At 56.2% G+C, this 14,280-nt stretch carries 14 protein-coding genes; 11 read left to right on the top strand and 3 right to left on the bottom strand.

What is annotated here, in order from left to right; translation table 11 throughout:
• The first annotated feature begins 4 nt into the window (after nt 1–4).
• The 11 genes from guaA to ATG98_RS20825 all read left to right on the top strand — a co-directional run bounded on the left by guaA (nt 5) and on the right by ATG98_RS20825 (nt 10,646).
• Complete coding sequence (gene guaA / locus ATG98_RS20875) at nt 5–1,582, top strand: glutamine-hydrolyzing GMP synthase (RefSeq protein ID WP_098418851.1); 1,578 nt, start codon at nt 5–7, stop codon at nt 1,580–1,582.
• Nucleotides 1,583–1,790: 208 nt separating this feature from the next.
• A complete protein-coding gene (locus ATG98_RS20870; protein WP_098424290.1) occupies nt 1,791–2,429 on the top strand; it encodes a DUF1523 family protein in 639 nt (212 codons plus the stop codon).
• Nucleotides 2,430–2,433: 4 nt separating this feature from the next.
• Nucleotides 2,434–3,645: a phosphoribosyltransferase domain-containing protein gene (locus ATG98_RS20865; RefSeq protein WP_098418849.1), complete on the top strand. Its 1,212-nt coding sequence runs from the start codon at nt 2,434–2,436 to the stop codon at nt 3,643–3,645.
• Nucleotides 3,645–4,409, top strand: coding sequence for a hypothetical protein (locus ATG98_RS20860; RefSeq protein WP_098424289.1), 765 nt, complete (start codon nt 3,645–3,647; stop codon nt 4,407–4,409). Before ATG98_RS20865 ends, ATG98_RS20860 begins: the two co-directional genes overlap by 1 nt.
• Complete coding sequence (locus tag ATG98_RS20855; RefSeq protein ID WP_098424288.1) at nt 4,406–5,527, top strand: cysteine protease StiP family protein; 1,122 nt, start codon at nt 4,406–4,408, stop codon at nt 5,525–5,527. Before ATG98_RS20860 ends, ATG98_RS20855 begins: the two co-directional genes overlap by 4 nt.
• Nucleotides 5,524–6,468, top strand: coding sequence for an HpcH/HpaI aldolase/citrate lyase family protein (locus ATG98_RS20850; protein ID WP_098424287.1), 945 nt, complete (start codon nt 5,524–5,526; stop codon nt 6,466–6,468). The genes ATG98_RS20855 and ATG98_RS20850 overlap by 4 nt, the downstream gene beginning before the upstream one ends.
• 96 nt (nt 6,469–6,564) lie before the next feature.
• Nucleotides 6,565–7,152 carry a TerD family protein gene (locus ATG98_RS20845; RefSeq protein WP_098418845.1) on the top strand — a complete coding sequence of 196 codons (588 nt, stop codon included), beginning with the start codon at nt 6,565–6,567 and terminating at the stop codon, nt 7,150–7,152.
• Nucleotides 7,153–7,165: 13 nt separating this feature from the next.
• On the top strand, nt 7,166–7,615 hold the full coding sequence (locus tag ATG98_RS20840) for a tellurite resistance TerB family protein (protein ID WP_098418844.1): 450 nt from the start codon (nt 7,166–7,168) through the stop codon (nt 7,613–7,615).
• Between the two features lie 59 nt (nt 7,616–7,674).
• On the top strand, nt 7,675–8,661 hold the full coding sequence (locus ATG98_RS20835; RefSeq protein ID WP_098418843.1) for a calcium/sodium antiporter: 987 nt from the start codon (nt 7,675–7,677) through the stop codon (nt 8,659–8,661).
• A 105-nt stretch (nt 8,662–8,766) separates the two neighbouring features.
• The gene (locus ATG98_RS20830; RefSeq protein ID WP_098424286.1) at nt 8,767–9,345 is read left to right on the top strand and encodes a TerD family protein; all 579 of its coding nucleotides are present in this window, start codon (nt 8,767–8,769) and stop codon (nt 9,343–9,345) included.
• Nucleotides 9,346–9,404: 59 nt separating this feature from the next.
• Nucleotides 9,405–10,646, top strand: a complete 1,242-nt coding sequence (locus ATG98_RS20825; protein ID WP_098424285.1) for a TerD family protein — start codon at nt 9,405–9,407, stop codon at nt 10,644–10,646.
• A gap of 100 nt (nt 10,647–10,746) precedes the next feature.
• Here the strand turns inward: ATG98_RS20825 and ATG98_RS20820 are convergent, their stop codons facing one another.
• The 3 genes from ATG98_RS20820 to ATG98_RS20810 form a co-directional block, all read right to left on the bottom strand.
• A complete protein-coding gene (locus ATG98_RS20820; protein WP_098424284.1) occupies nt 10,747–11,766 on the bottom strand; it encodes an ATP-grasp domain-containing protein in 1,020 nt (339 codons plus the stop codon).
• Between the two features lie 184 nt (nt 11,767–11,950).
• Nucleotides 11,951–12,982, bottom strand: a complete 1,032-nt coding sequence (locus ATG98_RS20815; RefSeq protein ID WP_098418839.1) for a zinc-dependent alcohol dehydrogenase family protein — start codon at nt 12,980–12,982, stop codon at nt 11,951–11,953.
• Between the two features lie 279 nt (nt 12,983–13,261).
• Nucleotides 13,262–14,278, bottom strand: coding sequence for a glycine betaine ABC transporter substrate-binding protein (locus ATG98_RS20810; protein ID WP_098424283.1), 1,017 nt, complete (start codon nt 14,276–14,278; stop codon nt 13,262–13,264).
• Nucleotides 14,279–14,280 lie beyond the last annotated feature (2 nt).

Genomic DNA, 14,280 nt, shown 5'->3' with positions numbered 1-14,280 from the left:
TTCCATGGCCCACGACATTCACGATCACCGCATCCTGATTCTAGATTTCGGTTCCCAGTACACCCAGCTGATTGCCCGCCGGGTGCGGGACATCGGCGTTTATTGCGAAGTGCGCGCTTTTGACATCAGTACTGAAGAGCTCGAAGCGTTCAACCCCAAGGGTATTCTGCTGGCCGGTGGTCCTGAGTCGGTCACCGAGCTGGGTGGCGCGCGCGCGCCTGACGGCCTGTTTGATCGTGGTATTCCTATATTGGGTATTTGCTACGGCATGCAAACCATGGCAGAGCAGCTGGGCGGCCGGGTGGCCAGCTCGGAAAAACGCGAATTTGGTTACGCTCAGATAAAAGTACGCGCCAAGGGCCCACTGCTACAAGACATCACCGACCACCTGACCGTGACCGGCGAATCTCTGCTGGACGTGTGGATGAGCCACGGTGACAAAGTGGTTGCCATGCCCGAAGGTTTCGAACTGCTGGCCTCCACCGAAAGCGCACCTATTGCAGCCATGCAGGATGTGTCGCGCCACCTTTACGGCCTGCAGTTCCATCCGGAAGTGACCCATACCTTGCAGGGTAAGCGCATTCTGGAACACTTCGTGATGAACATCTGCGGCTGCGAAGCCCTGTGGACGCCGGCCAAAATTGTCGACGACGCCGTGCAAAAGATCCGCGAACAGGTCGGCACCGACAAAGTACTGCTGGGCCTGTCTGGCGGGGTAGATTCCTCGGTGACCGCGGCGCTGCTGCACAAAGCCATCGGCGATCAGCTAACCTGTGTGTTTGTTGATAACGGCCTGCTACGCCTGAATGAAGGCGACCAGGTGATGGATATGTTCGGCAGCAGCATGGGCGTAAAAGTCATTCGCGCCGACGCTGAAGAACGCTTTCTGAACAATCTCAAAGGCGTCAGCGATCCCGAACAAAAGCGCAAAGTGATTGGTAACACCTTCATCGACGTGTTCGATGAAGAAGCTACCCGCATTCAGAATGTTCACTGGCTGGCCCAAGGCACTATTTATCCGGACGTGATCGAATCGGCTGCGTCCAAAACCGGCAAGTCCCACGTGATCAAATCTCACCACAATGTGGGTGGCTTGCCGGAAACCATGAAACTGAAATTGGTCGAGCCCCTGCGCGAACTCTTCAAAGACGAAGTGCGCCGTATTGGTCTCGAGCTGGGTTTGCCGTACGACATGGTCTACCGCCATCCGTTCCCGGGGCCGGGCCTGGGCGTGCGCATTCTCGGCGAAGTGAAAAAAGACTACGCCGACATCTTGCGCCGCGCTGACGCCATCTTCCTGGAAGAGCTGCACCGCGCCGATTATTACCACAAAACCAGTCAGGCCTTTGCGGTCTTCCTGCCGGTGAAATCGGTAGGCGTAGTAGGCGACGCCCGCCGCTACGAATGGGTGATTGCACTGCGCGCTGTAGAAACCATCGATTTCATGACCGCACGCTGGGCGCATCTGCCGTACGAACTGCTGGAAACCGTGTCTAACCGCATTATCAACGAAATCAGCGGCGTATCACGGGTGACTTACGATGTGTCGTCCAAGCCGCCGGCGACCATAGAGTGGGAATAACGTTGGCCATAAAGATCGCCTGATAAAAAAACCGACACAGCTGTGTCGGTTTTTTTTGATCCGTTTGCTCAATCTCTGCAGCAGCGTTTTAACGCAGTCGATTAAACTCCTGCAAGACCGGGCAGCATCGCTGTGACACACTCACTCAGGCTGTTAGGCTGAAGTCCAAAAGATTGTCAGAGCGAAATAGAACTCTAGGAAACTGCACATGAAGAAACTCAAAATTATCCTGATCGGGTTTGTCCTGATCGTTATGGGCCTGGCCCTGTATTATGTGTTGCCGCGGGTCTCCGTTGTCGAGGTGATCGGCGTTGAGGTCAAGCGCACCGATGTAGAGGTGGGAACCCGAGACGTTTACATGATTCAAACCCGGCTGATCGGCGGCGACGAAGTCCGCGTGTTCCGCAACGAAGACGCATGGCTTTATTTTAAGATCAACTCCGCGAATCTTCAGACGCAAGCGGCTGTCTTTGCCCGCGAAGAGAAGGGCACGGCCGTTGCTATTCGCCATTACGGCTGGCGGCTCCCGCTTTTTTCGATGTTTCCGAATGCGACGTCAGTCTGGCCTGTCGAGCCCGGGTACCGTCATATCCCGATTTTCAACATAGTCATACTGGTGCTTCTTTTGGTCTTGGCGTTTATAGCGCGTCGTGCATTGAAGCGTGCGTCCGGTAAGTTCATGGAATTGCGTGCCCGTCACACGTCTGCGAGTGGAAATAATACTCCCTCGTCTTCGCCCTCATCATCCTCAAAGTCATCCTCGGCAAGCGATGCGGGGGATGACGAATGGCTGAAGCGCGACCAGCAAACGTCGAGCCGGTCCGATAAGTCGGAGAGGGACGACTGAACGGATGCAACAAACACCGGTTATCACGCGACATCCCCTGAACACGGGGGTTCTTGAACTGCGGACCAGCGCAGCCCCGACGGACGGCGAATTATTCCGGATTGCGGAGCGAATCAACCCGAAGCGCAGCTTTCTTTTTGTTTCCACCGTACTCGGGCGCCATATCCCCGTCAGACCGCGGGACCATTTTGATGCGGTCAATGCGATCGTCGATCAAATTCCCGATGCTCTGCTTGATGGCCCCCTTTTGGTGATGGGTTACGCGGAGACGGCGGTTGGAATCGGAGCGGCCGCGGCTCGGCGCATCCGGGAGCGCCGGCCCGAAGCGGATATTCTTTACCTGTCGACCACCCGCCACCCGGTTGCGAGTCGGGAATGGGTCAGCTTCTCGGAAGGGCACAGTCACGCCACTGCACATCATGTGATGGCGCCAACGTCGTGCGAGCTTTCAAGCGGGCTTGCAAGAACGCTTGTTCTTGTGGATGACGAGACGACCACCGGAAACACCTTTGCGGCTTTGTTCAAGGCGGTTCATGACGGCGGGGTAGACGTTAAACGTGTTCTACTTCTGACCCTGACCGACTGGTCCAACGGACGAGCCGCCCAGGCAATTATGGAGCTGTGCCCTGGTATCCCGGTGGACGCGTTCTCTTTAGTTCGAGGGGAATGGCGATGGGAGCAGGACGCGAAAGCAACGCTTCCGGCTGTTCCGGTCTGGGCCGGGGATGCGACACTTCCGGCCTGGGTTCCGAACCCGAATCCTGTGCCGAATCTGCTGTTTCACGCGCCGCGGCTCGGGCTTCAGATGGAGCCGATTATTGAATCGATGATGGAACCGATGCGGCCCTTGATTCCGGCCGCTCTGCCGGCGGTGGCCCCAGGCGACGCCGTTCTTGTGATCGGGACCGGCGAGCACGTTTGGGGTCCGATGCTGCTGGCTGAACGCCTTGAGCAGGAAGGAGCGGATGTAACGTTCGTTGCGACCACCCGGTCGCCGATCCTCAACGGAGAGGTTATCCGGCACAAAGTGACGTTTCCAGACCATTACCGGGTAGGCGTACCTATGTATCTTCACAATGTCCCCGAACGCCCCTGCGCTCGAGTCATCATCATGACCGAAACCGGCGATGACGGAATCTGCCCAACGCTCCGGGCCTATCTCGGGCGCGGGCACATCATTAACGGAGCCGGCCAAGTGACGGAGTTCGAGACGTAATGGGCCAATGTATCTACTTGACGGATCTTGACGACACTCTTTTTCGATCATCTCACAAACATCCGCAGGGCGAAGCCCTTACGCGGGTAACCACCGCGACCAATGGCCACCATGGCCATATGAACCCGGCGCAGCAGGGCCTGCTCTCGGCGCTGAGGGCAACCGGGGCGGTGATTCCGGTGACTGCCCGTAGCACCGACGCCTTTTCCCGGGTTCATCTCGATTTTGGCACCCGGCGCGCTATTCTGGCCAACGGGGCGGTGATTTTGAACGCCGAGGGCGTTGCAGACCCTGCCTGGCTCGCGCACACGGCGCACATTGGGCGCAGCGCAGAAACGTTGCTGCTCGACATGTCTGCGCTTATTGGCGCGGAGCTTGGATCAGCGGCCCGCAGCTGGATCGTCGAAGAGTACGGCGCGCCGGTCTATTTCTGCGTGAAAATGAACGCGACCGGGGCGGCAGAGGTTCGAAGCGGAATCACCGCCGCAGCGGAACGCCTCGCAAGCCGGTTCGACTTGTCCGGTCTGCAGCAGCACGCAAATGGCAATAATCTCTCGTTCACGCCAATAGGCATCTCAAAGCGGGAAGCCTGTCGGCATCTGATAGACAGCATCAGAGACGGCGGCGGGGCGCCGCTGATCGGCATTGGAGACAGCCTGACGGACCTTCCGTTCATGGGTCTCTGCGATTTCATCATGACCCCGTCCGGGTCGCAGATTGCAGACCTCATGGCGCGGATGACCGATGGAGACCTAACACCTTGAACCGCCCACTGACTGATACCGAAAAACGCCCTTTTTCAGGCAGCTATTTACCGGAAGATGTGGAATTTTTGCTGAAGCCGGTTGCGCTTGCACCCACCCCGGTGGAGGAGAAAGAGCGCCGGATTCAAACCGGCGCGACCCACTACTCGGAAATGATTTCTGAGGAGCGGCGCCCGGATGCCCGTTACCTGTCTCTGTTCGAGGAGTCTTGCCGGCTTGGAGTGCCGCGGCTTGCCCGAGACATCCGTTCCCTGGCGGGGCAAATTCTTGATCTGGTCCAGCAGGGCCGGTTGAACCAAGAAATTACCTTGTGCAGCCTTGTTCGCGCCGGAGTGCCTTACGGTGTTTTGCTTAAGCGCGATCTGGTTCGGTTGGGCGCTGATGTCGCCCATTTCGGGATCTCGATCATCCGCGATCGGGGCCTCGACGAGGCGGCCATGGTGGAAGTGCTTGCGCGGCGCCCGGTTGACGGGGTGATCTTCGTTGACGGGTGGACAGGTAAAGGGGCCATCACGGCGGAGCTGGCGGAGTCTTGGCGTGCTCTCACTGACCGGGAGCCAATGCTTGCCGTGATCGCCGATCCTTGCGGTCGCGCAAATCTCTGCGGATCCCGCGAGGACTGGCTGATCCCCTCCGGCATTCTTGGCGGTAACGTGTCTGGTCTTATCTCCCGCTCTATCCTCCGGTCCGACCTGATAGGTCCCGGGGATTATCACGGCTGCATTTTGCTGGATCACCTTGCTGACATTGACCTGTCGCGCTCGTTTGTTGATCGGGTGGATGTAGCCTTGTCGGCGCTGGAAGGCCCGGTTGAGTTGGACTCAGAGGCGGATTCGTCCGCGGCTGGCCGGTTCCGCACAGAAGCAGATCGCACCGTTGCGGCGGTTGCCAAACGGTTCGGAGTGCACAACCGCAACCGCATCAAGCCAGGCATTGCGGAGGCCACAAGGGCGGTTCTGCGGCGCCGGCCAGAATGCGTTCTGGTTCGATCGCTCAGCGAAGACCCAGACCTTGCGGCGCTCATTCACCTTTGCCGTCAGGACGGGGTCAATCTGATTGAGGCGCCTGACCTCACCGGGCCTTACCGGGCGATTACGCTCATCAGGGAAACTAAATGACTGACTTTGGGTCTCATATGTTTTCGGCTTATAAGTTGGGGGCTACCCTCTACATGCCCGCCATACATCCGAAGGTGCCAGACATAGTGTCAGGATTGGCAACGTCGCCAGCCTCATCGATTGTCCTTTGCCTGGAGGACGCGATGCGTGAGGAGGACATTGAACAGGGCATCCGAACCCTGACAGAACTGCTAAAGACCCGTCTTGGTAGCATTGACAGCCGGCCACAGGTTTTCATCCGGCCCCGGTCTTATGACATGGCGTGCCGGCTTCGGGCAATTGACGGCATTACCCAGATTGATGGTTTTGTACTGCCAAAGGCTCGGCCTGAAACCGCCCCGGACTGGATTTCGCTGTTGTCAGGAACCACCCTGAAGCTCATGCCAACGCTTGAGACGCCGGAATTTTTCGATCCGGCCCGGCTGATTCAATTTCGGGATCTATTGCTGAGCGCCGGGCCGGACCGAATCGCCGCGGTCCGGATTGGTGGGAACGATCTTCTGGGTTCGATGGCGCTGCGTCGGGTGCGTGGCATGACGGCCTACGAGGGTCCGCTTGGCTGGTTTTTATCGATGGCGGCGTCGATCCTTATCCCGGCCGGGATTCCCGTTTCTGCCCCGGTCTTTGACATTATTGAAGACACGGAGACGTTGCGCCGTGAGGTGGAACGCGATGTGCAAATGGGATTCGTCTCAAAAACCGCCATCCACCCGGCTCAGGTCCCGATCATTGAAGGCGCGCTCTCCGTATCGGAGGAAGACCTCCGTGCCGCCAAAGCAATCCTTGATCGGGACGCGAGTGCCGTGTTTCAGATTGGTGGCGTTATGTGCGAGCCTGCAACGCATGCCGCTTGGGCACGCCGCACACTGGCGCGCGCGGACCGGTTCGGATGTCACTCGTATGGGCAGGCCCGTTATAACCGAGAGACCGGTACCGGTTGAAAGGTTAAATTAGGATTAATTAAGGAATGGAAAAAGCATTGCACAACAGATGCAGAAAATTGTACTGTTTTTCAAAGCCATAAAAGGAATTAAAAAATGAGTATTTCTTTATCGAAAGGCCAGGCAATAAGCCTGTCAAAAGACAATCCGGGGCTGTCCCGTGTTTTTATGGGGCTGGGTTGGGATCCGGTAAAAAGCAGCGGCGGCTTCCTGTCGAAGCTGTTTGGTGGAGGCGCCTCGGCCATTGATCTGGACGCAAGCGTACTGGTTTTTGACAGCGCGAAGAACGAAATTGACAGAGTCTGTTTCACCAAACTCAAATCATCAAACGGTGCTATCACCCATGACGGCGACAATTTGACCGGTGAAGGCGACGGAGATGACGAAGTGATTCGGGTCGATCTGTCCCGCCTGGACGCAAAGGCTGCGCACTTGGTTTTCACCGTTAACAGCTTTCGCGGTCAGACCTTCAATGAAGTCGATAACGCAGTCGCGCGGCTGGTAGACGACACCAACCAGCGTGAAATTTGCTCGTACACGCTGCGCGAGCAAGGCGCGCACACCGGAGTTGTTATGGCGTCTTTATCAAAAGGCAGCGACGGCTGGAGCATGACGGCCCACGGCGTTCAGGCCACCGGTCGCACCGTAGACGATCTGGTTGGCGTTTCGAAATCTGTCATTTAGCAGGAGCTTAACGATGTTGAACTGGTTGAAAGACAAAAGTAATGAAGCCCGCACCCGCCTGACGGCGGAAGTATCGAAGTTTCGCAATCGCACCTTTATGGAGGCCGTTGTTTCCTCCTGTGCCCTGGTGGCGGCGGCGGATGGAACCGTATCCTCTGACGAAAAACAGAAGATGGCGGGGTACATGCGGAACTCGGACGAACTCAAGCATTTTGAGATGCCCGACGTAATTGCCTACTTCGAGAAGGTGATCGCGAATTTTGATTTCGATGCGGCGATCGGCAAGGCCGAGGCGCTCAAAGTGATCGGCCGCCTTCGTGATAACGAAGAGCAAGGCAGGGTTATGGTTCGTGTTGCCTGCGCGATCGGTGCGTCAGACGGAACCTTTGATGATGACGAAAAGGCTGTCGTGCGCGAGATTTGTGTGGAGCTTGGGCTAAAACCCGCCGATTTCGATCTTTAATCAGCAATTCAACGAGGGCGCTCATGCCGCCCTCATTTTTTTGACAAACGGAATCATAAATGGACGGATTAACCACCTATCAGCTCGCGGTCATTGCGCTGGGTGCTATTTTTTTCGGGGTATGGCTTCTTGTTAAAGGTGGCGATCTCACGATCGATTCATCGGTTCGTATTGCTGAAAGGTCTGGCCTTTCAAAGATGTTCATTGCGGCGACCATTGTTGCTTTTGGTACCTCGGCGCCGGAGCTGTTCACATCGGTGAACGCAAACATCAGCGGCTTTGCAGGCATCTCGGTTGGCAACGTGATCGGGTCCAACATCGCGAACGTGTTGATGGTAATTGGTATCTCGGCAATGATCGCCCCAATCGTGTTTGACCGTAAAAAAGCTCAGGTCGACACTCTGGTGATGATTTTCGCCACCGCCGCTATGGCAGCAGCGGTCTGGGCCGGGATTCTTCCTCGCTGGGCAGGTCTGGCGATGGTTTTCGCCATTGTTGCCTATGTGACCTACCAGTACAAAGCAAGTAAAATCGAAGTTGACGAAGACGAGGAGGGCGAAGACGCGAGTCCCGGGAATCCTTTTGTTATGGTCACGATCGGAATTGCAACGCTTGTGATCGGGTCGGAAGTACTGGTTCAAGGAGCGGTTGCCGGCGGATTCGCTCTGGGCGTTCCTGAAGCCGTGATCGGGATGACCGTGATTGCATTCGGGACCTCCCTGCCTGAGCTGACCGCCTGCGTCGCGGCGGCTCGTAAGGGGCAGTCGGATATGATCATTGGCGGAATTGTTGGATCGAATATTTTCAACATCCTGTCGGTGATGGCGATTACGGCGGTAGTGAAGCCACTGGTGATCGATCCGCGGTTCGGTCAATTTGACCTGCTGATCGTTCTTGCCGTAACGTTTGTGTTCGCGCTCTTCCTGCTGTTTGTCGGTCGAATTGGCCGCATTGCTGGCGGGATCATGGCGGTTTCTTATCTTCTGTTCACTTTCGCTCAGTACAGCGGAGTGGCTGACGCATTCGTTGGGGTCGCGGCCCCTTGATGCACAACTATTTATAACGATGTACAAAGAGTTTGGTAGCAACCTGTAATCTTGACCTGTCTGATTCGGGCGGGTTACAACTTACATTTCGCAAAGGAAAACGACATGGCAATTTCTCTTAGTAAAGGTGGCAACGTTTCGCTTTCTAAAGAGGCTCCGGGTCTCACTTCCATCCTGGTTGGTCTTGGCTGGGACCCGCGCGTTACTGACGGCACAGAATTTGACCTGGACGCGTCAGTATTTATCTGCGGTGAAAACGGCAAGGTGCGTTCCGACGAGGATTTCATTTTTTACAGAAATCTGAGCGGGCTTGGCGGCGCTGTTGAGCACCTCGGCGACAACCGCACCGGCGAAGGTGAAGGTGACGACGAGCAAGTCAAGATCGATCTGTCAAAAATCCCGGCGGACGTCAAAAAGCTGGTTTTCGTAGTGACGATTCACGAAGCTGAAAAGAAAAATCAGAACTTTGGCCAGGTTAGCAATGCGTTTATGCGCATTGTCAATCAGGACGGCGGCGCTGAACTTGCGAAGTACGATCTTACTGAAGACTATTCAACCGAAACCGCGATGATTTTTGGTGAGATTTATCGGCACAACGAAGAGTGGAAAATGAAAGCAATTGGCGCCGGCTTCGCTGGCGGTCTGGGGCCTTTGGCCACGGCACACGGCGTAAACGTCGGCTAGTTCGGGCGCGGGCCGCTGCCATTGCGGGCGGCCCGCACCGGTTTATTAAGGAGTTCCTGATGACTGTCCTCGGCCCTGGCGCAAACGCGCCCCTTTCCTCCAATGATCTAACCGTTCTGATCCGCCATGGCACAATACCGGGTGCGGATATCGACGTGTCCGCTTTTCTGGTCACTGCGTCGGGCAAAGTTCGGTCAGATACGGATATGTGTTTCTACGGTCAGCCGTCGATTGCCGGGGGTGCTGTGGCGCTGTTGGGCTCCGAAAACGGCGAGGCGCGTTTTGCTGTGGGGCTTGGCCAAGTTCCAGCCGGGGTAGAAAAGGTGGTGTTCACTGCCACGATTCACGAGAATCGGGCGTCGTTCTCCAAAGTCCCGGAGATTACACTGGATGCGGGCGGAGTACGGGGTGCCATTCCCTGCGCCGGTATGACAGAAACGGCGCTTATTCTGGCCGAACTTTATCAGCGCAACGGGGCCTGGAAATTCAGGGTCGTTGGGCAAGGGTTTAACGGGGGGCTTGCTGCGTTGGCGAAACACCTTGGCGTCGAGATTGCCGAGCCGGCCCCTCCAACTCCAACTCCAACTCCAACTCCAACTCCAACTCCAACTCCAACTCCAACTCCAACTCCAACTCCAACTCCAACTCCAACTCCAACTCCAACTCCTGCGCCCCCACCGTCAACAAGCTCGGTCAATCTCTCTAAAGTAAGTCTGACCAAGCAAAACAACACGGTCTCTTTGAAGAAAGAGGGCGGCCGTTTTGGAAAAATGCAGATCAACCTGAACTGGAACCAGAGCCAGACCCAGAAAAAAACCGGGTTTTTCTCTAAGGGTTCGGTCGCGATCGACCTTGATCTGGGCGCGTTCGTAGAGACGCGAGACGGGAAGAGGCATGTGGTTCAGGCGCTTGGCAACGGCTTCGGTGACTTCCAGCAGGCGCCCTTTGTGCGATTGCTTGGGGATGATCGTACCGGCTCTGTCTCAGACGGAGAGTGGCTTGAGATCAACGGGGACCGTTGGGCAGATATCAAGCGCGTTCTTGTTTACGCATTCATTTACGAAGGGGTCCCGAACTGGAAGGAAACGGACGGCATTGTTCGAGTGTTGGTACCGGGGCAGCCAGAAGTCGAAATCCGGATGAACGAGTTCGAACAGTCTGGCAGCATGTGCGCGGTGGTTGGCATAGACAATCATGACGGTCAGGTACGCGTCTCCCGGCAGGTCACTTTTCACAGTGGCCATAAGGCTCTGGACAAACAGTACGACTGGGGATTCCGCTGGACCGCCGGCCGCAAATAACCAGAGATGATTTGAGTAAACAACAGCTGCAGGAAGTCCGGGGTGGCGTAAAAGAACAGGTTTTCGAGAGCCCGAACGTTTTATTGTATTGAGCGCTCTCTTAAACCGCCCAGAACAGTTCGCGCCGCCCTGCCTGTACCTCTCCGGTGACCCGTGCCGGCAGATCCGATCTTACCCCGACGATGGAATCAAGCAAGAGTGCAGGTAGGTTAACGTCTGTTAGCCCGGTCATTCCGATCCCACCTGAGGCGCGAGTGTTCACTTCCATTAGCCTTTGCGTTCCGGCCGTGTCCTCAATTGTCTGTAGGTTCAGAATGCCTGTCAGTCTGAATGTCTGGGCGACGAGTTGGGCTAGCTCCTCACCGTAGGGGTCATGAAGAAGCAGCTGCGAAGTCCCCGCTTTGATCCGGGTCACCGTCCCGAGAAGGCGCCCCTCGTGGCAAGAGAAGTCGACGCTCCGTTCCGGCCCTTCCAGGAACGGCATTAGCATCATCGGCTCTGGCTGGGGCAGTGCTCCAAGCAGTGCCCGAAACGCAATATCCGGCAGTTCGAGCGCCGAGAGATCAGAGAGTAGGGCCATGGCAGGCAGCTCGTCTTGGATAATCCGAAACCCGGCCCCGTAAATGCCGGAAGCGGGTTTCACGCACAGCTGGCCTGGGTGATCTGGGAAGAGGCTGCCTTCCGCGCGCAGACATCCGTACTCGTCAGCCCCCTCGAAACGTCTGAACGGGGTGACCGGGACCCCGGCTGCCTCCATTCGGGCAAGGAGTGACGGCTTTTCCTCAAGGAATCGTATCGTGTTCGAGTCCGAGGCGGTCAATAGACGGACCCCGCGCGCGCTGAACCGGTCTCGAAACCCGGCCAGCTCCTCACGCCGCCGATAAGGCAGAACTAGCTCAGCCCCCTCCGCGAGCGCTACCTGGAGCAGCCAGTCTGCATAGGCGTCCGGGCTCATCAACCGGGTCTCGGCCGGCTCTGGTAACAGTCGGTCCGCCGCAAGGGCGATCGGAGTGTCGCGCCGCTCATGGGTCGCGATAACGTGAAGACCTGGCTGCGCGCGGCGCATCAGGTCGATCAGGTCGGCAGCGCCGGAGATATTGTGATTAAAGAGAATTCGCAAGAAAGATTCCTAGCGGTTGATGACTGCACAATACTGACCCAGGATTTCCATCCAGTAATAGCCCGAATTACGGGCGAACATTATACTCAGTGTCCAATATCACCGTCACGCCAGCTCTTCCGGCGTAACGGTGAAAAGAAGGGCACAAAGTAGTCCAGTTTTGTTTTTAGCTAGATTTTCAGCCTCATTCGGCGGTAAGCAACATCTTGATAGCTTGCTCCTTCGCCGCATTGCTGAAGATGTCGTAAGCCTTTTCAATCTCGTTGAGTTTGAAGCGGTGCGTAACCAGATCTGCAGGCGTAACGCCGCCGCTTTCAACGAACTTCATCAATACTGGAATGGTATTGGTGCTTACCAGTCCGGTGCGCACAGTGATGTTTTTGATCCACAAGTCCTGCAGCTTGAATTCGACGCTCTTGCCATGCACGCCTATATTGGCAATAAAGCCGCCTGGGCGAATAATATCTTGGCAGATATCAAAGGTTTCGGGGTAGCCTACTGCCTCCATAGCTACGTCGACGCCTTCACCGTTGGTCAACTCTTTGATGGCTTCAACCGGGTTCTTGGCGATGGTGTCAGTGGCTCCGAGCATCTTGGCCATGGCCAGACGATTTTCGTCCGGATCAATCATGATCAGCCGTGCTGGCGAGTAAAAGCGTGAGGTCATCAGAGCTGCCAGCCCTATGGGGCCCGCTCCGACGATGGCCACAGTGTCGCCTAGCTTGACCTCGCCGGCCAGGGCTCCAATTTCATGTCCGGTGGGCAGGATATCACTAAGCATAAGGGCTGCAGCGGGGTCCATGCCTTTGGGCAACATATGCAAGCTGTTATCTGCATGGGGGATGCGCACATAATCCGCTTGGGTGCCGTCAATAAGATGACCAAGAATCCAGCCACCGTCGCGGCAATGGGCATAAATGCCGCGTTTGCAGTAGTCGCAACGACCGCAAGAGGTGACAGCGGAGATCAATACCTCGTCTCCAACCTTGATGTTGCTTACGCCGCTACCAATTTCTTCCACCACGCCAAGGCCTTCGTGACCCAGAATGCGGCCCACTGTTACCGCCGGCACATCACCTTTCAGGATGTGCAAGTCAGTGCCGCAGATGGTGGTATGGGTAATGCGTACTACCGCATCCGTGGCCTTTTCGATTTCTGGCTTGGGCTTTTCTTCCCAACTGCGTTTGCCCGGTCCGTGAAATACCATTGCTTTCATGACACGTTCTCCTTTGAAGGTGCAAAGCCGCGAATGCCAAATATCATCATTCCAACGTTACACATATTGCACGCGGACATCTTGATTTACATCAGGAGCAAGGCTGGTGGACAACGACAGTGTGTGCCGTTGAAACCATCGACATCACCCATTAGAGGCCCGCTTAAATGGCAAATTCTAGGCTATCATACACTGAAGATAACTTTCCAGCAGGCTAGATCTTGCAGTAATACAAGCGGTTCTGGGTGTTCAAAGTTGGGTATAACATGTACATCGAATTCACTTCACAGGCACAGTGATCAGACCTTCTGCCTGCATCCAGTCGAAGGCCACAAAGGCAGGCTCCTCGCCATCAACATCAACGCGGGAGTTGAGTGTCTGCTGCTGCGAATTTGTCAGCTTCGAGGAAATCTGGGCAAAAATCTGTTGCAGTTGCGGGTATTTTTTTAGGGTTTCGCTGCGCACCACCGGGGCCACGTTGTAGGCGGGGAAGAAGGCTCTGTCATCCTCCAGAACCACCAGGTCAAGCGCCACGATGCGACCGTCTGTGGCGAAGACCTCACCAAAGTTACACGAACCGCGAGCGGTGGCCTCGTAGATGGTGCCGGTGTCGAGAATTTTGACATTGGACGGGTTCACACCGTCTGCGCTACCCAGCGTAAGATCATATTCTTCCAGCATGGGTTTGAAGCCATCCTGCCGCGAATTGAATTCCGACTCCACGCAAAACGAGCGCTCGCTCAGCGGTAGGTCTTTAATTTCTGATAGCTTGGTGATGCCATTAAGTTCAGGCACCGCGCTGGCTTTTACGGCAAATGCGTAGGTGTTGTTAAGTTTCGCGGGCTCCAGCCAGGTTATGCCATTTTTCAGGTCGGCGTCGCGAACCGCCTCGTACTGCGGGCGCTCACCGGGTATTCCTGCTTCGTTGCCGAGATAGGCCAGCCAGCCTGTTCCGGTATAATCCCAGACAAAATCGACATCGCCGTTGAGCATCAGCTCGCGCACAGCCACACTGCCTGGTACATTCGACATATCGGTAACCTGAAAACCGGCCACTTTTGCCGCAAGTACAGCCATTTTGCCGAGGATTAGCGCTTCGGTGTAGTTCTTGGAAGTAATGGTAATAGCTGCGCTGGCGGGCAGGCCCTCAATGGCCTGTATTGAACCGGGTGCGGCAGCGGGCACGAAGGAGCCTGCCGGCTCCAGGCCGCATCCTGCAAGCGACAGCGCTGCCGCGAGCCCGGCAACTGTAAATGTGCTGCGGCGTATGGCGTGCGTGTGATGGCGAACGGTCATAA

This window comes from Marinobacter sp. LV10R520-4, from assembly GCF_002563815.1.
Classification (GTDB): Bacteria; Pseudomonadota; Gammaproteobacteria; order Pseudomonadales; family Oleiphilaceae; genus Marinobacter.
The sequence above is the reverse complement of the archived record's forward strand: the minus strand, read 5'-3'. Positions and strand labels throughout refer to the sequence as shown.

Excerpts from the sequence above, each read along its gene's own strand:
- guaA (WP_098418851.1), top strand. The coding sequence starts at position 5 with ATGGCCCACGACATTCACGATCACCGCATCCTGATTCTAGATTTCGGT.
- ATG98_RS20870 (WP_098424290.1), top strand. The coding sequence starts at position 1,791 with ATGAAGAAACTCAAAATTATCCTGATCGGGTTTGTCCTGATCGTTATG.
- ATG98_RS20865 (WP_098418849.1), top strand. The coding sequence starts at position 2,434 with ATGCAACAAACACCGGTTATCACGCGACATCCCCTGAACACGGGGGTT.
- ATG98_RS20860 (WP_098424289.1), top strand. The coding sequence starts at position 3,645 with ATGGGCCAATGTATCTACTTGACGGATCTTGACGACACTCTTTTTCGA.
- ATG98_RS20850 (WP_098424287.1), top strand. The coding sequence starts at position 5,524 with ATGACTGACTTTGGGTCTCATATGTTTTCGGCTTATAAGTTGGGGGCT.
- ATG98_RS20845 (WP_098418845.1), top strand. The coding sequence starts at position 6,565 with ATGAGTATTTCTTTATCGAAAGGCCAGGCAATAAGCCTGTCAAAAGAC.
- ATG98_RS20840 (WP_098418844.1), top strand. The coding sequence starts at position 7,166 with ATGTTGAACTGGTTGAAAGACAAAAGTAATGAAGCCCGCACCCGCCTG.
- ATG98_RS20835 (WP_098418843.1), top strand. The coding sequence starts at position 7,675 with ATGGACGGATTAACCACCTATCAGCTCGCGGTCATTGCGCTGGGTGCT.
- ATG98_RS20830 (WP_098424286.1), top strand. The coding sequence starts at position 8,767 with ATGGCAATTTCTCTTAGTAAAGGTGGCAACGTTTCGCTTTCTAAAGAG.
- ATG98_RS20825 (WP_098424285.1), top strand. The coding sequence starts at position 9,405 with ATGACTGTCCTCGGCCCTGGCGCAAACGCGCCCCTTTCCTCCAATGAT.
- ATG98_RS20815 (WP_098418839.1), bottom strand. The coding sequence starts at position 12,982 with ATGAAAGCAATGGTATTTCACGGACCGGGCAAACGCAGTTGGGAAGAA.
- ATG98_RS20810 (WP_098424283.1), bottom strand. The coding sequence starts at position 14,278 with ATGACCGTTCGCCATCACACGCACGCCATACGCCGCAGCACATTTACA.